Consider the following 24,825-nt stretch of genomic DNA (forward strand, 5'->3'; position numbering starts at 1 on the left):
CGTAACCCCCGGTAGGCTGCTCCGAAAGGTGCGAAATAGGAGGTCGGCAGACAAGTGGCGCTCGTGGTCCAGAAGTACGGCGGTTCGTCGCTGGAGAGCGCTGATCGCATCAAGCGCGTGGCCGAACGGATCGTGGCCACCAAGAAGGCGGGCAACGACGTGGTCGTCGTCTGCTCCGCCATGGGTGACACCACCGACGAATTGCTCGACCTGGCCCAGCAGGTCAACCCGGTGCCGCCCGAACGAGAGATGGACATGCTGCTCACCGCTGGGGAGCGCATTTCCAACGCGCTTGTCGCGATGGCGATTTCGGCACACGGTTTCGAGGCGTGGTCGTTCACCGGATCCCAGGCGGGTGTGGTCACGACGGGCGTGCACGGCAACGCGCGCATCATCGACGTGACCCCGAGCCGGGTCACCGAGGCCCTCGACCAGGGCTACATCGCGCTGGTCGCCGGGTTCCAGGGCGTCGCCCAGGACACCAAGGACATCACCACGCTCGGCCGCGGCGGTTCGGACACCACCGCGGTGGCGCTGGCCGCGGCGCTCAACGCGGACGCGTGCGAGATCTACTCCGATGTGGACGGCGTGTACACCGCCGACCCGCGGATCGTGCCCAACGCACGCAAACTCGACACCATCCCGTACGAGGAGATGCTCGAACTCGCCGCGAGCGGTTCGAAGATCCTGCACCTGCGCTCGGTCGAGTACGCCCGCCGCTACGGCGTGCCGATCCGGGTGCGTTCGTCCTACAGCGACAAGCCGGGCACCACCGTGGCCGGTTCGATTGAGGAGATCCCCGTGGAACAAGCGTTGATCACCGGTGTGGCGCACGACCGGTCGGAGGCCAAGGTCACCGTCACCGGGGTGCCGGACCACGCCGGCGCCGCGGGGCGGATCTTCCGGGTCATCGCCGACGCCGAGATCGACATCGACATGGTGCTGCAGAACGTCTCCAACACCGCGGGCCGCACCGACATCACCTTCACGCTGTCCAAGGCGAACGGTCCGAAGGCCGTTGCGGAGCTGGAGAAGCTGAAGGGCGAGCTGGAGTTCGACTCCGTGCTCTACGACGACCAGGTCGGCAAGGTTTCGCTGGTGGGCGCGGGCATGCGCTCGCACCCCGGCGTCACCGCGACCTTCTGCGAGGCGCTGGCCAAGGTCGGCGTCAACATCGAGATCATCAACACCTCGGAGATCCGGATCTCGGTCCTGATCCGGGACGCGCAGCTGGACGACGCGGTGCGCGCGATCCACGAGGCATTCGAACTTGGCGGCGACGAGGAAGCCGTCGTGTACGCGGGGAGTGGTCGCTGATCATGGGAAAGCAGTCTCCGACCCTTGCTCTCGTCGGTGCGACCGGCGCGGTGGGCACCGTCATGATCGACATCATCAACGGGCGCGAGAGCGTGCCGTGGGGTGAGATCCGGCTGATCGCCTCGCCGCGGTCGGCGGGCAAGAAGATCACCGTGCGCGGCGAGGAACTGACCGTGATCGCGCTGTCGCCGGAGGCCTTCGACGGCGTCGACGTCGCCATGTTCGACGTGCCGGACGAGGTGTCCGCCGAGTGGGCGCCGATCGCGGCCGAGCGCGGCGCGGTCGCGGTCGACAACTCCGGCGCGTTCCGGATGGACGACGACGTGCCGCTGGTGGTGCCCGAGGTGAACTCGGACAAGGTGCGGGAGCGGCCGCGCGGCATCATCGCCAACCCGAACTGCACGACGCTGTCGATGATGGCGGCCCTGGGTGCGCTGCACCGCGAGTTCGGCCTGACCGAGCTGGTGGTCGCCTCCTACCAGGCGGCGTCCGGCGCGGGCCAGCCCGGCATCGACCGGCTGCAGGCCGAGCTGGCCGCGGTGTCCGGAAAGGACCTCGGCGCGAAGGCGGGCGACGTGCGGGCCGCGCTGGAGGCGGCAGGCCTGCCGCTGTCGGACAGCCCGTTCGCGGGCACCCCGCTGGCGTTGAACGTGGTTCCGGCCGCCGGTTCCTACAAGGGCGACGGCTGGTTCTCCGAGGAGCTGAAGGTCCGCAACGAGTCGCGGAAGATCCTCGGCATCCCTGACCTCAAGGTGTCCGCGACCTGCGTCCGCGTCCCGGTCGTCACCACGCACTCGCTCGCGGTGCACGCCACCTTCGCGCGTGAGGTCACCGTCGAGGCCGCGCACAAGGTGTTCGCCGCGCAGCCGTCGATCGTGCTGGTCGACGACCCGGAGAAGGGTGAGTTCCCGAGCCCGGCCGAGGTCGTCGGCGGCGACCCGACGTACGTCGGACGGGTGCGCCAGGCGCTGGACTTCCCGAACACGCTCGACTTCTTCGTGTGCGGGGACAACCTGCGCAAGGGTGCGGCCCTGAACACCTACGAGATCGCCGAGCAGCTGGCTCCCGAGTTCAGCTGACGGCCACGCAGAGTTGCCCCGGCCTCGCTGAATTCACTCGACAGTGAGGCAACTTCTCCCTGGCCCGACGTCGGCGCGCTTCTAGTGTGGGCCGAGTCAATGGCAGGGAGAAGTCGGGGAGCTCGCGGTGACAAGGCATGTCCTGGCCGCGTTCGTGTGCGCGGTGGTGGTGCTCGGCATGGGCACACCCCTGCTCGTGGCGACCGCGGACGACACCGACGGCCCGCTCACGGTGCGGGTCGTCCGGGGTGAGACCGGGGTCGGCGGCATCCTCGTCGTGGCCACCGACCCGAGTGGCGCCAGCGTCAGCGGCGTCACCGGGCCGGACGGCACGGCGCAGCTCACGACCACGACGTTGTCCGGCGGGAAGTACCGCGTGGACGCCTCGATCCCGGCGTCCATGCCGGACGTCAAGCCCGCGGCCGAGGACCAGAGCCGCGCCAGCCTGACCGAGTTCGTCGACGTCGGCGGCGGCAAGGCCGTCACGCTCACGATGGGCGTCGGCGGTATGGACGGCCCGGTGCAGCTCGGCGACCGGACGTGGTTCGACACCGACGGCGACGGCGTGCAGGACGGCGACGAGCCGCCGCTGCCCGGCGTGCGGGTCCAGCTGCTGGGCTGCGACGGCGGCGGGGCGCCGCTGGCGGAGGAGACGACCGACGGCGCCGGGCGCTACCTGTTCGGCCCGGCCGAGAGCCTGCAGCCCAACAGCTGCTACACCCTGCGGTTCGACTTCAGCGGGGTGAACACCGGTCCGCTGCCCGGATCCCCGCCGGTCGAGGGTCTGAAGTGGACTGTCCCGCACGCGGGCGACCAGTCGCTCGATTCCGATGTGGACCCCGAAACCGGCTCGGTGCGCGTCGCGATCGGGCCGCCCGGTTCGGTCGACCACACCGTGGACGCGGGCGTGGTCGGCGGCCTCAACCGGATCGGCGACCTGGTGTGGGCCGACGTCAACCGCAACGGACTGCAGGACCCGGGCGAGCCCGGCATCGCCGACGTCGGGGTGCGGCTGCAGAAGGCCGACGGCACCCCGGTCGCCGGGACCAGCACCGGCCCGCACGGCCAGTACCAGTTCTCGCACCTGCCCGACGGCAGCTACCAGGTGTGCTTCGACACCGCGAAGCTCCCGCCCCAGTACGGCGACTACCAGCTCACCAGGCAGCGCGCGGGCACTCCGGGCCAGGACTCAGCGCCCGACCCGGCCACCGGCTGCACCGCACCGGCCGAGCTGACGCCCAGCCGCACCCAGGACTTCACGATGGACGCCGGTCTGGCCCCGCCGGTCAACCGAATCGCCGCGCTGGTCTGGCAGGACGTCGACGGCGACGGTCGGCCGGGCGCGCTGGAACCGGGGATCGCCGGGGTGCCGGTGAAGCTGCGCGGCGCGGACGGCACCCAGTTCGCCATGACCACCACCGGCCAGGACGGGAAGTACTCCTTCGACGACCTGCCGTCCGGCTCGTTCGCGGTGTGCTTCGACCTGGCCAACCTGCCGCAGGCCGCGGCCGACTTCACACCGGTGGAGGGGAGCGAGGTCTCCGGCGCCGACCCGGCGACCGGCTGCACCCCGCAGGTGACCCTCGGCCTCGGCAAGCGCGAGGACACCGCGCTGAACCTGGGGCTGACCGCGCCCGCCAACCGGATCGGCGACCGCGTGTGGGCGGACACGAACCGCAACGGCATCGCCGACGCCACCGAGTCCGGCCCGGGCGGCGTGCCGGTCAAGCTGCTCCGCGCCGGCGGCGGCGAGGAGGCGTCGACGACCACCGGCGCCGACGGCCGGTTCCAGTTCACCCGGGTCCCGGACGGCGCGTACCAGGTGTGCGTCGACCGCGCCGCCCTGCCCGCGCCGGTCGCCGGGTACCAGTTCACCAAGCCGCGCGCCGGCGAGTCCACAAAGGATTCCGATGTGGACCTGGCGAGCGGGTGCGCGCCGCCGGTCGCCGTGGGTGTCGGCCATCGCGACGAAAGCACAATCGGCGTCGGGTTGACGCCCGCGCGCAACCGGCTCGGCGACCTGCTGTGGGTGGACCGCAACGGCAACGGCACGCAGGACGCGGGTGAGCCCGGCGCGGCGGGCGTCGCGGTGACGCTGGCCGACGACGGCGGGCGCCCGGTGGCGACCACCCGCACCGCCGCGGACGGCTCGTACCTGCTCGACGACCTGCCCGACGGGTCGTACCGGGTGTGCTTCGACCTCACCGGCCTCGCCGAGGAGTTCCGCGGCTTCCGGATCGCAGGCACCGGCGGCGACCCGGGCTGCGCCGGGCCGGTGACGGTCGGCCCGAAGCCGCGGGAGGACCTGTCCGTGCGGATCGGCCTGGTCAGTGCCAGTCCGGCGGTCGTGCCGGCCGCGCAGGAGTCCCCGAGCGGCGGAGGGTTCCCCGTCGGGTGGGTGCTGTTCGGTGTCGTGGCGGTGATCGGCGCGGTCGTCGGAGTGCGCTGGTGGAAGGCCGCCGAGCCCGGAGCGTGAACCGGTAGTTTGGGCGTTATGAGAATTCTGCGGGTGCTCGGAGTCGTCGGGATGGCGGTCGTGCTGGCCGGTTGTGCGGAGGCCGCGGAGACGGCGGACCGGGTGAGCGCGTGCTCGCAGGCCCTCGGGCTGGCGAACCTCAACCCGTACGCCTCGGCGCAGGAGGTGTCCGCCCAGGCGCAGCAGAAGGCCGAGGAGCTGCGCGACCTCGGCAACCAGGTGGCCGACCAGACGCTGCAGCAGAACCTGTTCGCGATCGCCGACTCCTACGTCGCGCTGGAGCAGCGCAAGTCACAGGGGCTGTCCGACGTGAACGACTGGGTCCAGACGAACACCGCCAACCTGGAGCGGCTGCGTCAGGCCTGCACGTGAGGCGGCGGCAGGCCGGCTGTCCCCGGGACTCCTAGGATCGGCGGGGCTCTGCCTGTTCCGCGGCACGCGGGGGATCGTGGAGCCGGAACAAGCCGAGAAGGGATTTCCATGACAGCGAACACACTGGCCGGCGGCACGTTCACCCTCACCGACGGGCTCACCGTCGGGCGCATGGGCTACGGCGCGATGCAGCTGGCCGGGCCGGGCGTGTTCGGGCCGCCCGCGGACCGGGACGCCGCGGTCGCGGTCCTGCGCGAAGCCGTCGAGCTGGGTGTCAACCACATCGACACCGCCGACTTCTACGGCCCGCACGTCACGAACCAGATCATCCGCGAGGCGCTGCACCCCTACGACGGGATCGTGGTGGTGACCAAGGTCGGCGCGGTGCGCGACGACCAGGGCGCCTGGGTGCACCAGCGCTCGCCGGAGCAGCTGCGCGCCCAGGTGCACGACAACCTGCGCAACCTCGGCGTGGACGCGCTCGACGTGGTCAACCTGCGCGTCGGCGGCGGGGACGACGGCCACTCCGCGGTGCCCGGGTCGATCGCCGAGCCGTTCGCCGCGCTGGTCGAGATGCAGCAGGAGGGGCTGATCAAGCACCTCGGCATCAGCACGGTGAACGCCGAGCAGGTCGCCGAGGCGCAGTCGATCGCGCCGGTCGTGTGCGTGCAGAACGCCTACAACGTGGCCCACCGCGAGGACGACAAGCTGGTCGAGTCGCTGGCCGCGCAGGGCATCGCGTACGTGCCGTACTTCCCGCTCGGCGGGTTCTCGCCGCTGCAGTCGGAGGTGCTGAACTCGGTGGCCGCCCGCCTCGGCGCGACCCCGATGGCCGTCGCGCTGGCCTGGCTGCTGCAGCGGTCGCCGAACATCCTGCTCATCCCGGGCACGTCGTCGCTCGCCCACCTGCGGGAGAACGTGGCCGCCGCGTCCATGGACCTCCCGGCGGACGCGGTCGCCGAACTCGACGCGATCGCCTAACGCACCACGAGGTGGAGACCACGGCCCGCCGTCTCCCTGTCGACGACCGTGGTCTCGTTCCAGCCGCGGGGCCGCCCCTCGAACAGCAGGGCGCGGACCCGCGGCAGGCGGCGCAGGTGGCGGCAGAACGACGCGGTCCGCAGCACCCGGCCGCGCGCGCGTTGCCCGGCCAGCGCCTCCTCCGGGGTGCAGTCCACCCACAGCAGGTGCCGCCGCCGACCGGTGAGCAGCCCGGTCAGCATCAGCCACGTCCTGGTCGCCGCGCCGGTCGCCGGGTCGTGCACGACGACCGGGCCGGGCGTGCGGACCGCGGCGAGCACCACCCGCAGCCGGTGCAGGACGTGCACCGCGGGGCGGTAGCGGCGGTACGGCGTGCCCGGCGGCAGTGCGGCGGCCAGCCGGTCGCGCATCTGGTCGGAGTCGAGCACCTCGACCGGGCGGCTGGCCTGCGTGCTGCGCAGCAGCGTGCTCTTGCCCGAACCGGGCAGCCCGGCGATGACCAGCAGCGCCCGCGGTTCGATCGTCATCTGCAGGGTGGCGCCGGCTGTGCTGTCCATACCGGGCCAACGCGTGATCACGCCACCCGCGTTCCGCACTTATAGGTCAAACCGGTCATTCACAGCGGAGCCACAGCCGGTACCCGGGCCGAACGGCGGCGCAGGCCGAACGCGACCGCGGCGAAGCCGAGCCCGAACAGGCCCGCCGCCGCGAAGCCCCAGCCGGGGCCGGTGTGGTCGATCACGAACCCCACCACCGGGCTGCCCGCGGCCATGCCGAGGCGGGTGGCGGCGTCGAGCAGCCCCATCGCCTCGCCGCGCACCCGCGGGGGCGCGAGGCCGGTGACCTCTTCGGCGGTCGACGCGAGCGTCGGCGCGCAGGCCAGGTTCGTCGGCACCAGGGCCAGCGCGAGCAGCCACCAGGGCAGTCCGGTGGCCAGCCCGACCGGGATCACGAGAACGGTCAGCAGCACCATCAGCCGCGCCTGCGAGAGCGACTTCCGCACCGCGCCGTGCACGATCCCGCCGATTGCCGAGGCGACGCACATCACGGCGATCACCACGCCGGTCCAGCCCACCTCGCCGGTGGCGCGCAGCGCGGCTAGTGTCGCCAGTTCCGTGCCCATCAGGCAGAACAGCGCCCCCGATGCGACCAGCAGGGCGCCGACCAGACGCGGGGTGAGCCACTCCCGCATCGGCGGCCGCTCGGCGGTGACCGCCTCGGCCTCGTGCCGGATCGGCGGGTTGAACCAGCACAGCGCGAGCGTGCCGAGCGCGAAGCAGACGCCGATCCCGCTCAGCGCGACGGTCGAGGACAGCTGCGTCGACAGGGCGATGCCCGCGCTCGGGCCGACCATGAAGCTCGTCTCCAGCAGGATCGAGTCGAGTGAGTACGCCGAGCGCCGCGACTCGGGCGGCACCAGCGCGGTCAGCACCTGGCGGGCGATCGAGCTGGCAGGCAGCACGAGCGCGCCCGCCGGCAGCGCGGTCACGAGCAGTGCCGCGTACGGCAGGTGCGGGGTGGCCAGCCAGAACGCCGCGGAGGTGAGGCCGCACACCGAGGTGACCGCGCGCAGCCCGTAGCGGTCGATCATCCGGCCGACGACCGGCGCGCCGAGTGCGCTGCCCAGCATCGTCGCGGTCCCGACGAGACCCGCCTCGCCGTACCCGCGGCCGAGGTCGCTGACGACGTGCAGGGTCAGCGTGATCCCGGTGGCGGTCATCGGCAGGCGGGTGAAGAAGAACAGCAGCATCGCCGTGCGGACCCCGGGCAGGGCGAGTACCTGGCGATACGGCTGGAGGGACATGCTCCCACTCTGGCACGGCCGTGCAACTCCTTTTGCAACGCTTGCCGCTGCGAAAAACTGACAGTTACTTTCAAAAAGTAGTGACTATCAGTTTGGAGGCGGGATGGACGGGTCGAAGCGGTGGTGGGCGCTGGGTGCGCTGGCCGTGGCGTTGCTGGCGTTCGGACTCGATGTGACAGTCCTGTCGGTGGCCCTGCCGACGCTGGCCGTCGACCTGGACGCGTCCACGAGCGAGCTGCAGTGGTTCTCGAACGCGTACACCCTGGTGCTTGCCGCGGGGCTGCTCCCGGCCGGCCTGCTCGGCGACAAGTTCGGCACGAAGCGGTTCCTGCTCGGTGGTCTCGCGGTCTTCGGCCTGGCTTCGGTGGCCTGTGCCTACGCCGGTTCGGCCGGGATGCTGATCGCGGCGCGGGCGTTCCTCGGCCTGGGCGCGGCGGCACTGGTGCCGCTGTCGATGTCGGTGCTGAACGCGCTGTTCCCGGGCGCCGACCGCGCGCGGGCCATCGCCGTGTGGGCCGCGGCGATGGCGGTCGGCATCCCGCTCGGGCCGGTGGTCGGCGGGTGGCTGCTGGACAACTTCTGGTGGGGCTCGGTGTTCCTGCTCAACGTGCCCGCGGTGCTCGCCGGCCTGGTCCTGCTGGCCTGGCTGGTGCCGGATCTGCCCGGCGACCGCGGCAGGCGGGTCGACCTCCCTGGTGTCGTCCTGTCCAGCGCGAGCCTCGTCGCGCTGACCTACGGACTGGTCGAGGCGGGTGACCGCGGCTGGGGGTCGGCCGCCGTGCTCGGGCCGGTGCTCGGCGGGCTCGCGTTGCTGGCCGGGTTCGTCGTCCACCAGGCCCGGGCCGCCCAGCCGTTGCTGGACCTCGGGTTGTTCGCCTCGCCCGGGTTCCGCTGGGGCGCCGTGCTCGCGACGCTGGCGTCCTTCGCGATGATGGGCGCGTTGTTCCTGTTGCCGCAATACTTCCAGGCGGTGTACGCCACGGACGCGCTCGGCACCGGGTTGCGGCTGTTGCCGGTGGTCGGCGGTCTGCTCGTCGGGGTGCGGGTCGCGGAGTGGTTGCGTCCGCGGCTGGGCGCGCGGGTGCTGGTGAGCACGGGGTTCGTGCTGATGACCGGCGGGCTGGTGGCCGGCACCGCCACCGGGACAGGCGACGGGTACGGCTACGCGGCGGTGTGGGTGTCACTGGTCGGCCTCGGGCTGGGCTTCGCGTTGCCGCCGTCGATGGACATCGCGATGGGGGCGCTGAGCCCGGGCCGCAGCGGCGTCGGCGGTGGCGTGCTGCAGGCGATGCGGCAGGTCGGTGGCACGTTGGGCGTCGCGATCCTCGGCACGGTGCTGAACGCGGGGTACCGGGGTGGGGTCGACGTCGCCGGGTTGCCGGACGACGTGGCCGCGGCGGTCCGGGACAGCGCCGCGGCCGGTGTGCAGGTCGCCGCGCGGGTGCCCGCGCTGCTCGGGTCGGTGCGCGAGTCCTTCGTCGCGGGCATGTCGGCGACGCTGTGGGTGTGCGTCGGGTTCGCGCTGGTGGGCGCCGTGCTCGCCGCGCTGTTCCTGCCGCGCGAGGCGCAGGACGTGGCGGGGGCAGAATCGGGGCATGAGTTCGTCGCGGGGTGAGCAGCCGCTCGGGTTGCGGGAGCGGAAGAAGGCGCGGACGCGGGCCGCGATCCAGGGCCACGCGCTGCGGTTGTTCACCGCGCAGGGCTACGCGGAGACGACGATCGAGCAGATCGCCGCGGCGGCCGAGGTTTCGCAGAGCACCTTCTTCCGCTACTTCCCGACCAAGGAGGACACGGTCCTCTACGACCGCCTCGATCCGGTGCTGATGAAGGCATTCGTGGAGCAGCCGGCGGAGCTGACCCCGCTCCAGGCGGTGCGGGCCGCGTGCGCCCAGGTGTTCGCGCGGCTGGACGCCGAGGAGTCCGAACTGGAGCGTGCCCGGCAGCGGCTGGTGTTCAGCGTGCCCGAACTGCGCAACCGGATGATCGAACACATCGCCGCGGGGCTCGGCATGCTGGCCGAGGCCGCGGCCGAACGAGCGGGCCGGGACCCCGGCGACTTCACCGTGCGGGTCTGGTCCGGAGCGGTGATCGGCGTGGTCTTCGCGGCGTACTTCAGCGCGGCCGAGGCCCCGGAGAACCTGGTGGACGTGATCGACAAGGCGGTCACGCTGCTGGAGGACGGGCTGCCGCTGTAGGTGCCTCGCGCGCGGGTGGGGCTGTCGGCTCGCCTCACCCACTCGGGCAGTTTTCTGGATTCATTCCAGTTTTTATCTTGACTCGTTCCAGATTAGGCGGCATCGTGGTTGTCGATGCCCCACCAGACCAGCCCCGTGCGGAACCAGCTAAAGGCCGTCGGCCTGCGGATCACCGCTCCGCGGGTCGCCGTCCTCGAGTGGCTCGCCGGGCACCCCCACTCGACCGCCGACCAGGTCGCGGCCGGCGTGCGGAACGTGCTCGGATCGGTGTCCACCCAGACGGTCTACGACGTCCTGGGCGCCTGCGCGAACGCGGACCTGGTGCGGCGCGTCGAGCCGGCCGGGCACCCGGCCCGGTTCGAGACGCGTACCGGGGACAACCACCACCACCTCGTCTGCCGCGGCTGCGGCCGGGCCGAGGACGTCGACTGCGTCCACGGCGCGGCGCCCTGCCTCGAACCCTCGAACACCGCCGGGTTCGTCGTCGAGGAGGCGGAGGTCGTCTTCTGGGGCCTGTGCCCCGCCTGTTCCACCACCCACCACGAGAAGGAGGGCTCGGCGTGACCAAGCCGACCACCAACAACGTGGGCATCCCGGTGGCCAGCGACAACGATTCGCTGACCCTGGGCGCCAACGGCCCGATCCTGCTGCAGGACCACTACCTCATCGAGAAGAACGCGCACTTCAACCGCGAGCGCGTCCCGGAGCGCGTGGTGCACGCGAAGGGCGGCGGTGCGTTCGGTTTCCTCGAGGTCACCGAGGACGTCAGCCAGTTCACCAAGGCCGCCGTCTTCCAGCCGGGCACCCGCACCGAGAGCCTCATCCGCTTCTCGTCGGTGGCCGGTGAGAACGGCTCGCCCGACACCTGGCGCGACCCGCGCGGGTTCGCCGTGAAGCTCTACACCACGCAGGGCAACTACGACATCGTCGGCAACAACACGCCCGTCTTCTTCATCCGGGACCCGATCAAGTTCCCCGACTTCATCCACTCGCAGAAGCGCCGCGCCGACAACCACCTGCGCGACCACAACATCCAGTGGGACTTCTGGACCCTGCGCCCGGAGTCAGCCCACCAGGTCACCTGGCTGATGGGCGACCGCGGCATCCCGTCGAACTGGCGCGAGATGGACGGGTTCGGCTCGCACACCTACCTGTGGGAGAACGCGGGCGGCGAGAAGTTCTGGGTGAAGTACCACTTCAAGACCGACCAGGGCATCGGCTACCTGACGCAGGCGGACGCGGACCGCATCGCGGGTGAGGACGCCGACTACTACATCCGCGACCTGTGGATCGCGATCGAGCGGGGCGACCACCCGAGCTGGACCCTCTACGTCCAGGTCATGCCGTACGAGGAAGCGGCGGACTACCGCTTCAACCCGTTCGACCTGACGAAGGTGTGGCCGCACGGCGACTACCCGCTGATCAAGGTCGGCCGCTACGTGCTCGACCGCAACCCGTCGAACTACTTCGCGGAGATCGAGCAGGCCGCGTTCTCGCCGGCCAACATGGTGCCGGGTATCGGGCCGTCGCCGGACAAGATGCTGCAGGGCCGCCTGTTCGCCTACCCGGACGCGCACCGCTACCGGATCGGCGCGAACTTCGCGCAGCTGCCGGTGAACGCGCCGAAGTCGCCGGTGAACAGCTACTCCCGGGACGGCGCGATGCGCTACCAGAACCCGGGCGACCCGGTGTACGCGCCGAACTCGTTCGGCGGCCCGCACGCCGACGCGGCCTACGCCGGCGAGACGGTGTCGTCCTACGGGGTGGTCGACGAGGTCATCCGCTCCGCCTATCGCCTGCACGCCGAGGACGACGACTTCGGCCAGGCGGGCACCCTGGTGCGCAAGGTGATGGACGACGCGCAGCGCGAGCGCCTCGCGAGCAACATCATCGGCCACGCCAAGAAGGGCGTGTCCGAGCCGGTGCTCGAGCGCGTGTTCGAGTACTGGCGCAACGTCGACAAGACCCTCGGCGACAGGGTCGCCGAAGCGTTCGGCAAGTAGTCTCCCACCACGGAGCGGCGGCCCGGTGAGTCCTTTGTGGCTCACCGGGCCGCCTTCGTATCGGGGTCACCCACACAGAAGGGTGGTGAACACTCCCGGATCGGGTGGCGCGGCGATTCACCGGCGACGAGGTTGGTACTTCACGCCCGGGTCAGGTCACCCACACCAGGAGGTAGGGAATGAGAGGGAAGTTCGCCCGGGTTGTTGCCGCGGTGGTGGCCGGCAGCGTTCTGGCGCTGACCGGAGCCGCTGTCGCCGCGGCTGACGGGAAGGGCACGTCCAGCACCCAGGCCGCCGGTGAGCAGCTGCTGCAGCTGCGCACCCAGCTGGTCGACTCGGCTTACTCGGCCGACGTCCCTGGCACGCAACGGGCGCTCGGCCAGATGAGCCCGCTGCTCGGCGACCTCGCCGCGGGTGAGAAGTACACCGTCCAGTCGGACACGAGGGACACGGCAGCGTCCGCGAAGAACGACGCCGAGACGGCCAGCCGGATCATCGCCGACCCGTCCCAGGCGAACACCGTCAAGCAGACGCCGTCGGCCTCGCCGCTGCAGAACCCGCCGCCGCCCCTGGACATCGTGGCGGACCTGCTGAAGACGCTGATCCAGAAGCTCACGGAACTGCTGAACGCGCTGACGGGCGCCCCGCCGCCGGCGCTCACCGTACCGGCCACGTAAGAAGAAAGCCGGGCTCCGCTCACGGAGCCCGGCTTTTTCTTTGGCAGGACCAAAACACAGGAAGCTGGGTGGTCATCCCGTCGCCTGACACGTGACGATCACCTTGAGCCAGGGCCGCAACATCCGCGCCCGCGTGAGATGACATGCCAACCTTGCGGCCCTGGATCAAGGTGATATGCACAAACCGGAAGGCGACGGGATGACCACCCAGCCACCTCGCCAAGGTGAGGTGAAGTGCTTTTCTGTCATCCCGGAGCCTGCCCGTCCGGCGAGGACTCTTTTGATCTTTAGAGCCGCGCCTTCGCGCGGAAAATGCGCCTCACGGCGCTTGAAAGGTCACCTCTCGACCACCCCCGCCCCCGATGCCTGATTGTGTTTCAGTCGCCGAGCAGCCGTGTCAAGGCGGGAAAGCGTGCCTTGACACGGCTGGTCGGCGACTAAAGATCGGCTGTGGATCGGGGGCGGGGGAGGTCTGGTGTGTGGTCGGTCTTCTTGCGTTGCCGGGTGGCGGTTGTGGCGCGGGGAGGTCTGGTGTGTGGTCGGTCTTCTTGCGTTGCCGGGTGGCGGTTGCCCCCGGTGCCGTGTTTTGCATCTGGTTGAGTGAGTTTGGGGTTCTTGCGGGTGACGTGATCACGCTCCGCGATCCCCGGTCGTCAAGGTCTTGATCAATCGGGCGAAGGTCAGGTTCATCAGATGCGGGCCTCAAGCCGGGGACCGAATCCGCCACGTGAAGGTTGGAAACCGTCGTCTTCGGGTGCCGAGTGGTGGGAGATCAACACGGCGGGTACGCATTTCCTGACAGGTCCACCGAGGCCAGGAGGTAGGGAGATGTTAGGCAAATTCGCCCGGATCATCGCTGTGGCGGTGGCCGGCAGCGTGCTGGCGGTGTCCGGCGCAGGCGTCGCCGCGGCTGGGGGCAAGGGGACGTCCAGCACGCAGGCCGCCGCGGAACAGGTCCTCCAGCTGCGTGACCAGCTCGCCAGGGCGGCCTACGCCGGAGACGTGCCGGCCACCCAGCGTTCGCTCGGCCAGATGAGCCCGGTGCTCGGCGACCTCGCCGCGGGCCAGAAGTACACCATCCAGTCCGACGCGCAGCAGGCGGCCGCCACCGGCAACGACTACGCCGCCGAGGCGAGCCGCGTCCTGGCCGACCCCTCGAAGGCTGGTGAGGTCCGCCAGTTGCCTGCGGTGCCGGACATCCCGGACCTGCCGCCGCCGCTGAACATCGTCAGCAACCTGCTCAAGAACCTGCTCAAGACGGTGACGAGCCTGCTCGCGTCGCTGCTCGGCTCCGCTCCGCCGCTCCCGGTTCCGGTGCCGGTTCCGGTGGCCTGACAAGCAATCCGGCAGGGGGGACCGGGATCCGATGTGGACGTCCACATCGGATCCCGGTCTTTTTATGCCCGCAAGCCGACCCTCAGCGCGCCGGCCGCCTCCGAGGTCGCCTCCCGGAACCGCCTGCCGACGCCGAGGAAGTTGACGTAACCGTGGATCAGGTCGCGCTGGCGGCTCAACGTGACCGGCACGCCCGCGTCCCGCAGCTTGGCCGCGTACTCCTCGCCCTCGTCGCGCAGCGGGTCGAACCCGGCGGTGGCGACGTAGGCAGGCGGCAGCCCGGTGAAGTCCTCGGTGAGCAGCGGCGACAACCGCGGATCGGTGCGGTCCACGCGGGCCTGCGCGTAGTGGTCGATGAACCACGTCATGTCGGCGTCGGTGAGGAAGAAGCCGCTGCCGAAGATCTCCCGCGACCGGCGCCGCGTGCTCGCGTCGACCCCGGGGTAGAGCAGCAGCTGGAACGCCGGTGCCGGACCGCCCCGCGCGGTCGTCACCTGGGCGGTCACCGCCGCGAGGTTGCCTCCCGCGCTGTCCCCGCCCACCGCGATCCGGTCCGGGTCCACACCCAGGTCGGCCGCCTTCGCGTGGGCGTAGCCGAACGCGGCGACGGCGTCCTCGGGGGCCGCCGGGAACGGGTGTTCGGGCGCGAGCCGGTACTCGACCGACAACACCCGCACGCCCGCGTGCTTGGCGAAGTAACGCGCGGTGTTGTCGTGGCTCGCGCGGCTGCCGACCACCCAGCCGCCGCCGTGGAAGAACACCAGCAGCGGCGACGGCGACGGCAACCCGTCCGGCACATAGAGCGTCGCCGGGAGCGGGCCGTGCGCGGCCGGGATCACGATCTCCTGCGTGCGCACCGGCTCGATCGGCTTGCCACTGACCAGGTGCCCCGAGTCGAGGATCCGCTGCCGGGCGACCTCGGGCGTGCCCGCGCTCATGCTGACCCGGTTCAGCTGCTGGAGGCGGAGCAGCAACTGGGCGTCCAGCGCCAGCTCCTGCCCGTCCAGCCGGATCGGGCGCCCGGCGATCAACCGGCGCAGGGGCTCCGGGAGCCCGAAGATCAGTTGGGCCGCGGCGGCTTCCACGCGGCTCTGCAGTGAGGTCGCCATGGTGACAGAGGTTACTCACTAGTAGGCAAACTTGGTAGGTGTGACGGCCGCCTCCGTCCCAGATGCTGGTCCTCCACTTAGGTGGAGGGGTTAGCCTCGAAAACGTGACTAGTGCGGCGGTCAACGTGGTCGGTATCGGCGGCTCCCTGCGCCCGGGCTCCCAGTCCGAGCGCGCCATGCGCATCGCGCTGGACAGCGCGGCGGCGGCCGGGGCCGAGACGCTCGCCCTCACGGGCGACGACCTGGTGCTGCCGTTCTACGACTCGGCGATCACCGACCGGACCCCGCAGGCGGTCCGCCTGGTCGAGGCGATCCGCCGGGCCGACGGCCTGGTCATCGTCTCGCCCGGCTACCACGGCGCGCTGTCCGGCCTGATCAAGAACGCCCTGGACTACGTGGAGGACCTGCGGCCCGACGAGCGCCCCTACCTGGACGGCCGCGCCGTCGGGCTCGCCGCGGTCGCCTACGGCTGGCAGGCCGCGGTGACCACGCTCGACCAGCTGCGCACCATCACCCACGCGCTGCGCGGGTGGCCGACGCCACTCGGCGGGTCGATCAACTCCGCCGAGGTCAAGTTCGACGAGGTCGGCGGCGCTTCCGAGGAGAAGGCCGTGCGGACGCTGCAGCTGATCGGGCGGCAGGTCGTGGACTTCGCCCGCCGCCGCTAGAGGATTCGTCCTCCCGGCCACGGGGTACCCACCCGCTGACACCTGCCGTCGGCGGAGGGGAACACGTGGAACCGGTCTACACAGCGGTCGCTACCGCTCGCGGTGACGGACGGAACGGAGAGGTCACCTCCTCCGACGGCGTCATCGACGAACGACTGGCCGTGCCGAAGGAGATGGGCGGGCCGGGCGGCGAGATGACCAACCCGGAGCAGCTGTTCGCCGCCGGCTACGCCGCTTGCTTCCACAGCGCCCTGCAGGTCGTGGCGCGCAAGGCCGACGTGGGGCTGGACTCCTCCGCCGTCACCGCCGAGGTCGGCATCGGCCGCAACGGCGACGGCCTGGAACTGGCCGTCAAGCTCGTGGCCCACCTGCCCGGCCTGGAGCAGGACAAGGCGGGCGAACTTGCGGCGCAGGCCCACCAGGTGTGTCCTTATTCACGCGCCACCAGGGGAAACATCCAGGTCGAGATCACCGCGACGACCTGACAAGAGTTGTCGACAAGGAGGATTTTTTCGATGGCGAACGCACCCATCCAGAGCCCGCTCAGCCCGGCCGACAAGGAGATCACCGGTAACGCGCTGCAGGCCGCGCTGGTCGACCTGGTCGACCTGTCGCTGATCGCCAAGCAGGCGCACTGGAACGTCGTCGGGTCGAACTTCCGCAGCGTCCACCTCCAGCTCGACGAGCTGGTGAGCACCGCGCGGAACTACGTCGACGAGGTCGCGGAGCGGGCCAACGCGATCGGCATCTCGCCGAACGGCAAGGCCAAGACGGTCGTGGAGAGCTCCGGCCTGCCCGACTACCCGGACAACTGGCAGAGCGTCGAGTCCACGATCGAAAACATCGTGGCGATTCTCGCCGACCTGATCCAGCGCATGCGCAAGCGCATCGACGAGACGGACAAGAGCGACCTGGTCACCCAGGACCTGTTCATCGAGATTACGCACGAGCTGGAGAAGGCCCACTGGATGTGGCAGGCGCAGACCGCCTGACCCGAATTCGCGATACGGGCCCCGGAATGCGCTCCGGGGCCCGTTTTCCGGGCTAGATTCGGCTCATGGTGCTGCACGCGGGTGAGCAGGGAGCAGACGACCGGCCGGGCGGGAGCAACCCGCTGCACGCGGTGACGAGTCCGGCGCTGGCGGCGACCTACACGCCGCCCCGCAGCCGGCTCAACGACGAGACCCTGCCCGCCGACACCGCGCTACAGGTGGTGCGGGACGAGCTGATGCTCGACGGGAACGCGCGGCTCAACCTGGCGACGTTCGTCACCACCTGGATGGAGCCGCAGGCGCGCGAGCTGATCGCCGACTGCGCCGACAAGAACATGATCGACAAGGACGAGTACCCGCAGACCGCGGAACTCGAGCGGCGCTGCGTGAGCATCCTGGCCGACCTGTGGCACGCGCCGGACCCGGAGGCGGTCATGGGCTGCTCCACGACCGGCTCGTCCGAGGCGTGCATGCTCGCCGGGATGGCGCTCAAGCGGCGCTGGAGCAAGCTGGGCCGGACCGGCAGGCCGAACCTGGTGATGGGCGCGAACGTCCAGGTCTGCTGGGAGAAGTTCTGCGCGTACTGGGAAGTCGAGCCGCGGCTGGTGCCGATGGACGGCGACCGTTTTCACCTCACGGCGGAGGAGGCCGTCGCGCGCTGCGACGAGAACACGATCGGCGTGGTCGCGATCCTCGGCTCCACCTTCGACGGCAGCTACGAGCCGGTCGCGGAGATCGCCGCCGCGCTGGACCGGTTGCAGTCCGAGCGCGGCTGGGACATCCCGGTGCACGTCGACGGCGCGTCCGGGGCGATGATCGCGCCGTTCCTCGACGCGGACCTGGAGTGGGACTTCCGCCTGCCCCGGGTCGCCTCGATCAACACCTCGGGGCACAAGTACGGGCTGGTCTACCCGGGTGTCGGCTGGGTGCTGTGGCGGGACCGCGACGCGCTGCCGTCCGAGCTGGTGTTCAACGTGAACTACCTGGGCGGCGACATGCCGACGTTCGCACTCAACTTCTCCCGGCCGGGCGCCCAGGTGGCGGCGCAGTACTACAACTTCGTCCGGCTGGGCCGCGAGGGGTTCCGGATCGTGCAGCAGGCCTGCCGCGACGTCGCGACCCGGCTGGCCGGGCGGATCGCCGAGCTCGGGCCGTTCGAGCTGCTCACCCGTGGCGACCAGCTGCCGGTGTTCGCGTTCACCACCCGTGACGACGTGACCGGCTTCGACGTGTTCGACGTGTCGCGGCGGCTCCGGGAACGCGGCTGGCTCGTGCCCGCCTACACGTTCCCGGAGAACCGCACCGACCTCGCCGTGCTGCGGATCGTCTGCCGCAATGGCTTCACGCACGACCTGGCCGACCTGCTGGTCGAGGACCTGAAGCGGGTCCTGCCCGAACTCGCCGAGCAGGACCGGCCCCAGCACAAGCCCGCGACCAGCACGGCCTTCCACCACTAGGCCAGGCCGACCGCCTTCATCGCGAAGTGCACCTCGGCCGCGGTCTGCTTGATCGTCTCGGCGATCACCAGCGAGCCGTGGCCGGCGTCGTAGCGGTAGAACTGGTACGGCAGGTCCCGCTTGGCCAGCCGCTCCAGGTAGTTCTCGATCTGCCGGATCGGGCAGCGCGGGTCGTTGTCGCCGGCCAGCACCAGCAGCGGCGCCTTCACCGCGTCCACGTACGTGAGCGGCGAGCACTCCTGGTAGACGGCGGGCACGTCCTCCGGCGACCCGCCGAACAGCGCCCGGTCGAACTGGCGCAGCTGCTCCATCTCGTCCTCGTAGGCGGCGACGTAGTCGGCCACCGGCACACTCGCCACCCCGGCGGCCCACCGGTCCGGCTGGGTGCCCACGGCGAGCAGCGTCAGGTAGCCGCCCCAGGAGGCGCCGGAGACGACCATCCGCGCCGGGTCGCTCAGGCCGCTGGACACGGCCCAGTCGTACACCGCGGCGACGTCCTCCAGCTCGGTCAGGCCGGGGCGGCCCTCGATCGCGTCACGCCAGGCCGAGCCGTAGCCGGTCGAGCCGCGGTAGTTGACCTCGACGACGGCGAACCCGGCGTCCAGCCACACCGCGCGGTAGGCGGAGAAGCGGTCCTCGTCGGCCGCGTGCGGGCCGCCGTGCAGGGTGAACACCGTGGGCAGCGGCCCGTCCGGCGCGTTCAGGGGGCGGGCGACCAGCGCGTGGATGCGGCCGCCCGCGCCCTCGACGAACGCATCGGTGACCGGCGCCGAACCGGGCGCCGGGTCGCCGGGCGGGGTGAGCAGGACGGTGTCGGAGCCGTCGGTCGCGCGGGCCCGGATGACGGCCGGCTCGGCCGCGCTGGACCAGGAGTACTCGATCGTGCCGTCCGGGCGGACCCCGGCGCCGCCGATGCGCCCGGGAGGCGTGTCCACAGCGGACAGTTCGCCGGTGGTCAGGTCGTAGCGGTACAGGCTGCTGCGGGCTTCGTGGAAGTGCACGACGAGCAGCGCGTCGGCCTTCGGGTACCAGGTGGCGACGACCTCGCCGGGCAGGCCGAGGTCCAGCTCGCGCTCGGTGTCCGCGGCGACGTCCCAGATCAGCAGCTCCTCGCGGCCGCGGCGCTCGTGGAGGACGAGCAGCCGCTGGTCGCCGGCGACGGGCGAGAACTCCAACGGCGTGAGGCCCTTGCCCTCGCCGTCCCACTTGTCGGCGACGGCGTCGAAGCCCGTGGTGTCCAGGACGCGGACCGCGGGGTGGCGGGAGTCGCCATGTTCGGCGTGCGAGATCGCGAGCAGCGTCTCGTCGCGGGACAGCGCGGCGATGCCGGCGTCCTGCTCGCTGGAGTAGAAGCGGGTGGTCTGCCCGTCGCGGGTGGCGAACAGTTCGCTGCCGTCGTCGGTGGAGACGCCGCTGGCGACGATGCGGTGGCCGATTTCCAGCCCGGCCGGGTAGCCGGCGTGCACGTCGGGCAGGGCGGGCTCGGCGGGGCCGCCGCCGAACGGCTGGCGCATCCAGGTGCCGAACTCGTCGCCGTCGGTGTCGTTGAACCACCAGATGGCGCTGCCGTCGGGCGCGGTGGTGGCGTGCAGGGTGCCGTTGGGGCGGTCGGTGACCTGGCGGTGCTCGCCGGTGGCGCGGTCCCAGGAGTAGACCTCCCAGACGCCGCTGGCGTTGGAGACGTAGATGTTGCGGTCCGGCGCGTCGAGGGACCAGTCCGGCACCGACACGCGCGGGGCGTGGAACCGCGCGCGCCAGCGGGCCTCGGCCTCGGGGTCGTCGAAGAGGCGGTCGGGGATGTTCGCGGGCGGGTGCTGAGTGGTCACCCCTCGATCCTGCCAGCTCCTGCCCGTACCGTGTGCGTGTGCTGGAGGGATACGCGCCCGGGTTCGAGCAGGACGCGCTGTCGGTCATGGCGTCACGCACCGCAGCCGACCGTGCCGAATACGTGTTGCGACTGCTGCGGCCGGGCATGCGGGTGCTCGACGTGGGGTGCGGACCCGGCACGATCACCGCCGGCTTCGCGACGATCGCCGGACGGGGCAACGTGCTGGGGGTGGACCGCGAGCCGGGCCAGTTCCCGGAATCGTCCAAAGTGGAGTTCGTGGCCGGGGACGTGTACGCGTTGCCGGTGGCGGACGAGAGCGTGGACCTGGTGTTCGCGCACGCGTTGTTCGAGCATCTGGCCCGTCCCGTGGACGCGCTGGCGGAGATCCGCCGGGTCCTGCGCCCCGGTGGCACCGTCGCGCTGTCCACTTCGGACTGGTCGCGCGCCCGCCTGCGCCCCGGCACCGCGAACGTGGCCGCGGCCTTACGCGGCCACTACCTGTTGCGCCGCCGCGCGGGCGGCGACCCGTTCGCCGGCAAGCACGTCGCGTCGTGGGTGGCTTCCGCCGGCTTCCGTGACATCCGCACGCACGGCCGTTTCCGCTCGGACATGAGCTACCGCCAGCTGGCGCGTTACGTGGAGGCCCGCCTGGACGCCGCCCTGAGCGCCTCCCCGCTGGAGCGGGACCAACTGGCCTCGGCCGCGAGATCGGCCTGGGCCTGGTCACACGCCGGCGACGGCGATTTCGCCCAGTACTGGGTCGAGCTCACTGCAGTGAAGTAGCCGCTACGCGGGTATCTGAACAGCGCCGGCTCCGCTCCGCTACGCCCCGGCACCCCCACCCGCCCCGATCTCGATTGTTCGATTGGCGGGGCGTCGCGTCAAGGCGGGAAAGCGTGCCTTGACCCGACACCCCACCAACCGAAGAAGGCTGGGGATCGGTCCCGGAGGGGGTGTGGTTGATGGAGGTGACCACCACCCGACACGGCCGCCGGTTCTAGAGGTATGAAAGGCGACCCAACTGACCAACGTCACACGCGGCTCTCCAGGCGAGTGAAGCGTCGCCGCGGGGGGTCCAGGGGGCTTGCCCCCTGGCGGGGGTCTGGGGGTTCGACCCCCAGAAGACACAAAGAGAGATCCCCTGTCCGCCTTACTTTTGGCGGACAGGGGATCCCTGGATCTCTCGTCGGGGTGGCGGGATTTGAACCCACGACCTCCTCGACCCGAACGAGGCACGCTACCAAGCTGCGCCACACCCCGATGTACTGCTTAGCGGGTCGAAGAAGAGTTTAGCGGATGGCGCGGGGGGATTTGCGGGGGGTGGCCTTCGTTGTCTTCGGCGTGGTCCGGCCGCGTTCTACCAGGGTCAACAGCGTTGCTTCGGGTGGGCAGGCGAAGCGGGCCGGGGCGTAGGGGGAGGTGCCCAGTCCGGCGGAGACGTGGAGCCACATGTGCGCTCCCCAGCGGGAGGCTCCCCTCGCACGGCTGCGGTCCAGCTCACAGTTCGTCACGAGGGCGCCGATGCCTGGGATGCGGAGCTGGCCGCCGTGGGTGTGGCCGGCCAGGACGAGGTCGTAGCCGTCGGCGGCGAAGGGGTCCAGGATGCGTGGTTCGGGTGAGTGGGTGACGCCGAGGCGGAGGGTGGCGGGTTCGGCGGGGCCGGCGATCTCGCCGTAGCGGTCGCGGCGGAGGTGGGGGTCGTCGAGGCCGGCGGCGAACACCGTCTGCCCGGCGACGGTGAGGGTGTGCCGGACGTGGGTGAGGTCCTGCCAGCCGTGTTCGAGGAATGCGGCCCGCAGGTCGCGCCACGGGAGTTTCCGGCCGTGGATGCGCTTCTTCTTGCCGCGGGGCATGAGGTAGCGGGCGGGGTTCTTGGGTTTGGGCGCGTAGTAGTCGTTGCTGCCGAACACGAACAGGCCGGGCCGTTCGAGGAGCGGGCCGAGGGCGCGCAGGACGGCGGGTACGGCTTTGGGGTGGGCGAGGTTGTCGCCGGTGTTGACGACCAGGTCGGGTTCGAGCTGGTCGAGCGCGGCGACCCAGCGTTGTTTGGCCTGCTGCCCGGGGAGCATGTGCAGGTCGGAGATGTGCAGGACGCGCATCGGCTGGGCGCCGGGCGCCAGTACGGGCAGTTCGGCGGTGCGGAGCACGTAGTGCCGCCGCTCGATGCCGGAGGCGTACCCGAACGCGGCGGCCCCGAGAGCGACCGTCCCGGCGGCGAGGCGTTTGGCTGTCAGCTTCTGGCTGTCACGGACCGTGCTCACACAGCCCAGGATACGGGTCGGTGGGGCGCCCCGGGCACCGGCGAGTGCCCGGGGCGGTGCGTCAGCGGGCCCGTTCGTAGCGCGGGTCGGACGGCGGTAGCGGCAGGATCGGGTCGTTGGGCCCGAGGATCTTGCTCACCGCGCCGAACCACGTCCGGGCCGGGGTTTTGCCACCGAACATGTTGCCTTCGCCGCAGGTGTAGACGTTGCCGGGGCCGCCGTCGCAGAGGCCGCCGCTGCCGCCTTCCGGCCGGAAGACCATCGCGGCGCCGGCGAGCTGCGGGGTGCCGCCGACGAAGGCCGCGGAGCCGTTGCTCTGGGTGGTTCCGGTCTTGCCGATCATCGGCCGGTTCCAGCCGACCTGGGCGGCTGCCGCGGCCGCGGTGCCGCCGGGCAGGTCGTCCTTGCTCATGCCCTGGGCCAGGCTGTTGGCGGCGGCCTCGTCCATGACCTGCTCGCACGGCTGCTCGCTGATCGGGATGGGCTTGCCGTCGCGGTCCTGCACCTGCGCGATCGGCGTCGGCGGGCACCACACGCCGCCGCTGAGGATCGTCGCCGCGACGTTGGCCATTTCCAGGTTGCTGGTCGCCGACACGCCGAGGGTGAACGAACCCTGTCCGGCCGATTTGTCGGTCGGCCCGAAGAACGCGGTCTGCGTCTTGTTCTCGCCGGCGTTCTTCGACTCCGGCTTCACCGCGCCGCCACCGAGGTTCCGCGCCATCGTGTCGCGCAGGCCGAGCTTGCTCGCCATGTCGACGATCGGGCCCATGCCGGTGCGTTCCTCGAGGATGACGAACGCCGTGTTGGGCGAGGTCTGCAGCGCCTGCTGCAGCGTCATCGTGCGGGTGCCGCCCTCGTAGTCGGTGGCGTTGCCCAGGCAGTACGCCCGGGTGCCCAGAGCGACCGTGGGACAGCGGTTTCCACCACCGGTGAACACATTGGACACATAGAAGTTCGGCACTTCGATGGTGTCGTAGATGCCCATCACGCGGTTCTGGATCGCCGCCGCCGAGGTGAAGATCTTGTAGCTCGACCCGGCGCCGCCGGTGTTGTAGACGCCCGACGGCAACGCGTACGTCGTCTGGCCCGCGCTGGCGTCCGTGCCGTAGTCGCGGTTCGCGGCCAGCGCGACCACCTCGTGCCGGTTCTTACCCGGCCGCACCAGGGACAGCACGTTCGCCACGTTCTTCTGCGTCTTGCTGACCTGGGTCTGGGCGGACATCTTCGCCTCGTGGTTGGCGCGCTGGTCCATCGTCGTGCGGATGGTGTAGCCGCCGGTGTAGAGGTCGTCCCTGTCCATGCCGTGCGACAGCAGGTAGTCCTCGACGTACTGGCAGAAGAACCCGTTCTCCGGCCCGGCGCCCACGCAGTTGGACGCGGGCTTGGACGGGCCGCCCGGCACGACGCCCAGCGGCTCGGTCTTCATCCGCTCGGCGTCCGCCTTGGACAGCTTCAGGTTGTCGACCATGCGGTCCAGCACCAGGTTCCGGCGCTCGGTGGCGCGGTCCGGATGGCTCCACGGGTCGTAGAACGGCGGGTTGTTGACCATGCCGGCGAGCAGCGCGGCCTGGGTGACCGACAGCTTGTCCGCGGTGGTGTTGAAGTAGGCCTGCGCGGCCGCCCCGACGCCGTAGATCTTGCGCGAGAACTCGACGACGTTGAGGTAGCTGGTGAGGAGCTGGTCCTTGCTCATCGTGTTCTCGAGCTGGATCGCGATCCGCGCTTCCTTCAGCTTGCGGGCGATCGACTGCTCCTGGGCCTTCTGCTGGCCCACCGGGTCGTCCCGGTAGATCACGTTGATGAGGTAGTTCTTCACGTACTGCTGGGTGAGCGTCGACGCGCCCTGGGTGTCGCCGCCTGCGCTGTTGCTCAGCGCGGCGCGCAGCGTGCCCTTCCAGTCCACGCCGTGGTGCTCGTAGAACCGCCGGTCCTCGGTGGAGACCAGGGCCCACTTCATGGCCTCGTTGATCTCGTCACTGGCCGTCGGAATGCGGTACTGGTCGTACAGCGTGGCGATTTGGTTGCCCGCCGAATCGGTGATCGTGGTGACCAGCGGCGGCGGCACGTTCGCGAGTTCGGCGGACATGCTGTCGACCGTTTCGCTCGCCCTGTTGGAGGCCACCCCCGCGGCGCCGACCACGGGGAACAGCACCCCGGCGACGAGGATTCCCGCGAGCAGGCACAGGCCGAGCAGTTTGAACAGACCATCCGTCTTGCGCACATCGCCAGAGTAGTGGGAACCGGCGTCACCCCGCCGGGCCGCGTCGCCTG

22 protein-coding genes and 1 tRNA gene are annotated in these 24,825 nt (G+C 70.8%); 16 read left to right on the plus strand and 7 right to left on the minus strand.

Features of this window, described 5'->3' with window-relative positions:
* The first annotated feature begins 54 nt into the window (after positions 1 to 54).
* The 5 genes from AMYTH_RS0131190 to AMYTH_RS0131210 all read left to right on the plus strand — a co-directional run bounded on the left by AMYTH_RS0131190 (position 55) and on the right by AMYTH_RS0131210 (position 6,225).
* On the plus strand, positions 55 to 1,317 hold the full coding sequence (locus tag AMYTH_RS0131190; protein ID WP_020420288.1) for an aspartate kinase: 1,263 nt from the start codon (positions 55 to 57) through the stop codon (positions 1,315 to 1,317).
* Positions 1,318 to 1,319: 2 nt separating this feature from the next.
* Positions 1,320 to 2,396: an aspartate-semialdehyde dehydrogenase gene (locus tag AMYTH_RS0131195; protein ID WP_027933534.1), complete on the plus strand. Its 1,077-nt coding sequence runs from the start codon at positions 1,320 to 1,322 to the stop codon at positions 2,394 to 2,396.
* A 127-nt stretch (positions 2,397 to 2,523) separates the two neighbouring features.
* Entirely contained in the window at positions 2,524 to 4,872 is a 2,349-nt protein-coding gene (locus tag AMYTH_RS0131200) for an SdrD B-like domain-containing protein (protein ID WP_228685029.1), read from the plus strand.
* Between the two features lie 18 nt (positions 4,873 to 4,890).
* The gene (locus AMYTH_RS0131205; protein WP_027933536.1) at positions 4,891 to 5,244 is read left to right on the plus strand and encodes a hypothetical protein; all 354 of its coding nucleotides are present in this window, start codon (positions 4,891 to 4,893) and stop codon (positions 5,242 to 5,244) included.
* 108 nt (positions 5,245 to 5,352) lie between these two features.
* The gene (locus tag AMYTH_RS0131210) at positions 5,353 to 6,225 is read left to right on the plus strand and encodes an aldo/keto reductase family oxidoreductase (protein WP_027933537.1); all 873 of its coding nucleotides are present in this window, start codon (positions 5,353 to 5,355) and stop codon (positions 6,223 to 6,225) included.
* Here AMYTH_RS0131210 and AMYTH_RS0131215 read toward each other — a convergent pair.
* Positions 6,222 to 6,782, minus strand: a complete 561-nt coding sequence (locus AMYTH_RS0131215) for an AAA family ATPase (protein ID WP_027933538.1) — start codon at positions 6,780 to 6,782, stop codon at positions 6,222 to 6,224. The genes AMYTH_RS0131210 and AMYTH_RS0131215 overlap by 4 nt on opposite strands.
* Before the next feature lie 59 nt (positions 6,783 to 6,841).
* The gene (locus AMYTH_RS0131220; RefSeq protein ID WP_027933539.1) at positions 6,842 to 8,029 is read right to left on the minus strand and encodes an MFS transporter; all 1,188 of its coding nucleotides are present in this window, start codon (positions 8,027 to 8,029) and stop codon (positions 6,842 to 6,844) included.
* Between the two features lie 103 nt (positions 8,030 to 8,132).
* Here AMYTH_RS0131220 and AMYTH_RS0131225 point away from each other — a divergent pair, with 103 nt between their 5' ends.
* From AMYTH_RS0131225 to AMYTH_RS0131250, 6 genes are all read left to right on the plus strand, one after another.
* On the plus strand, positions 8,133 to 9,644 hold the full coding sequence (locus tag AMYTH_RS0131225; RefSeq protein ID WP_027933540.1) for a DHA2 family efflux MFS transporter permease subunit: 1,512 nt from the start codon (positions 8,133 to 8,135) through the stop codon (positions 9,642 to 9,644).
* Positions 9,625 to 10,224, plus strand: a complete 600-nt coding sequence (locus AMYTH_RS0131230; protein WP_027933541.1) for an acyl-CoA-like ligand-binding transcription factor — start codon at positions 9,625 to 9,627, stop codon at positions 10,222 to 10,224. Before AMYTH_RS0131225 ends, AMYTH_RS0131230 begins: the two co-directional genes overlap by 20 nt.
* Before the next feature lie 114 nt (positions 10,225 to 10,338).
* Positions 10,339 to 10,788 (plus strand): Fur family transcriptional regulator, encoded by a 450-nt coding sequence (locus AMYTH_RS0131235; RefSeq protein WP_027933542.1) that lies wholly within the window; start codon positions 10,339 to 10,341, stop codon positions 10,786 to 10,788.
* Positions 10,785 to 12,227, plus strand: coding sequence for a catalase (locus AMYTH_RS0131240; protein ID WP_027933543.1), 1,443 nt, complete (start codon positions 10,785 to 10,787; stop codon positions 12,225 to 12,227). Before AMYTH_RS0131235 ends, AMYTH_RS0131240 begins: the two co-directional genes overlap by 4 nt.
* Positions 12,228 to 12,406: 179 nt before the next feature.
* On the plus strand, positions 12,407 to 12,904 hold the full coding sequence (locus tag AMYTH_RS0131245) for a hypothetical protein (RefSeq protein WP_027933544.1): 498 nt from the start codon (positions 12,407 to 12,409) through the stop codon (positions 12,902 to 12,904).
* 828 nt (positions 12,905 to 13,732) lie between these two features.
* Positions 13,733 to 14,239 carry a hypothetical protein gene (locus AMYTH_RS0131250; protein ID WP_027933545.1) on the plus strand — a complete coding sequence of 169 codons (507 nt, stop codon included), beginning with the start codon at positions 13,733 to 13,735 and terminating at the stop codon, positions 14,237 to 14,239.
* Positions 14,240 to 14,301: 62 nt separating this feature from the next.
* Here AMYTH_RS0131250 and AMYTH_RS0131255 read toward each other — a convergent pair whose 3' ends face one another.
* Positions 14,302 to 15,348, minus strand: coding sequence for an alpha/beta hydrolase (locus AMYTH_RS0131255; protein ID WP_027933546.1), 1,047 nt, complete (start codon positions 15,346 to 15,348; stop codon positions 14,302 to 14,304).
* Positions 15,349 to 15,473: 125 nt separating this feature from the next.
* On the opposite strand from AMYTH_RS0131255, the gene AMYTH_RS0131260 reads away from it, so the two are divergent.
* The 4 genes from AMYTH_RS0131260 (at position 15,474) to AMYTH_RS0131275 (ending at position 18,465) form a co-directional block, all read left to right on the plus strand.
* Positions 15,474 to 16,016: an NADPH-dependent FMN reductase gene (locus tag AMYTH_RS0131260; RefSeq protein WP_027933547.1), complete on the plus strand. Its 543-nt coding sequence runs from the start codon at positions 15,474 to 15,476 to the stop codon at positions 16,014 to 16,016.
* 65 nt (positions 16,017 to 16,081) lie between these two features.
* Positions 16,082 to 16,501: an organic hydroperoxide resistance protein gene (locus AMYTH_RS0131265; RefSeq protein WP_027933548.1), complete on the plus strand. Its 420-nt coding sequence runs from the start codon at positions 16,082 to 16,084 to the stop codon at positions 16,499 to 16,501.
* 30 nt (positions 16,502 to 16,531) lie between these two features.
* On the plus strand, positions 16,532 to 17,008 hold the full coding sequence (locus AMYTH_RS0131270; protein WP_017985518.1) for a Dps family protein: 477 nt from the start codon (positions 16,532 to 16,534) through the stop codon (positions 17,006 to 17,008).
* Between the two features lie 65 nt (positions 17,009 to 17,073).
* Positions 17,074 to 18,465 (plus strand): glutamate decarboxylase, encoded by a 1,392-nt coding sequence (locus AMYTH_RS0131275; protein WP_027933549.1) that lies wholly within the window; start codon positions 17,074 to 17,076, stop codon positions 18,463 to 18,465.
* On the opposite strand, the gene AMYTH_RS0131280 is transcribed toward AMYTH_RS0131275, so the two are convergent.
* Complete coding sequence (locus tag AMYTH_RS0131280) at positions 18,462 to 20,291, minus strand: S9 family peptidase (RefSeq protein ID WP_027933550.1); 1,830 nt, start codon at positions 20,289 to 20,291, stop codon at positions 18,462 to 18,464. The two genes, AMYTH_RS0131275 and AMYTH_RS0131280, sit on opposite strands and share 4 nt — an antisense overlap.
* Before the next feature lie 38 nt (positions 20,292 to 20,329).
* Here AMYTH_RS0131280 and AMYTH_RS0131285 point away from each other — a divergent pair, with 38 nt between their 5' ends.
* A complete protein-coding gene (locus tag AMYTH_RS0131285) occupies positions 20,330 to 21,076 on the plus strand; it encodes a class I SAM-dependent methyltransferase (protein ID WP_027933551.1) in 747 nt (248 codons plus the stop codon).
* Between the two features lie 403 nt (positions 21,077 to 21,479).
* On the opposite strand, the gene AMYTH_RS0131290 is transcribed toward AMYTH_RS0131285, so the two are convergent.
* The 3 genes from AMYTH_RS0131290 to AMYTH_RS0131300 all read right to left on the minus strand — a co-directional run bounded on the left by AMYTH_RS0131290 (position 21,480) and on the right by AMYTH_RS0131300 (position 24,775).
* A tRNA-Pro gene (locus AMYTH_RS0131290) sits at positions 21,480 to 21,553 on the minus strand.
* A 29-nt stretch (positions 21,554 to 21,582) separates the two neighbouring features.
* Positions 21,583 to 22,554 carry a metallophosphoesterase gene (locus AMYTH_RS0131295; protein ID WP_051362870.1) on the minus strand — a complete coding sequence of 324 codons (972 nt, stop codon included), beginning with the start codon at positions 22,552 to 22,554 and terminating at the stop codon, positions 21,583 to 21,585.
* A gap of 61 nt (positions 22,555 to 22,615) precedes the next feature.
* Positions 22,616 to 24,775, minus strand: a complete 2,160-nt coding sequence (locus tag AMYTH_RS0131300) for a transglycosylase domain-containing protein (protein WP_027933553.1) — start codon at positions 24,773 to 24,775, stop codon at positions 22,616 to 22,618.
* Between the last annotated feature and the right edge of the window lie 50 nt (positions 24,776 to 24,825).

Source organism: Amycolatopsis thermoflava N1165 (assembly GCF_000473265.1).
In the GTDB taxonomy this organism is placed as follows: Bacteria; Actinomycetota; Actinomycetes; order Mycobacteriales; family Pseudonocardiaceae; genus Amycolatopsis_E; species Amycolatopsis_E thermoflava.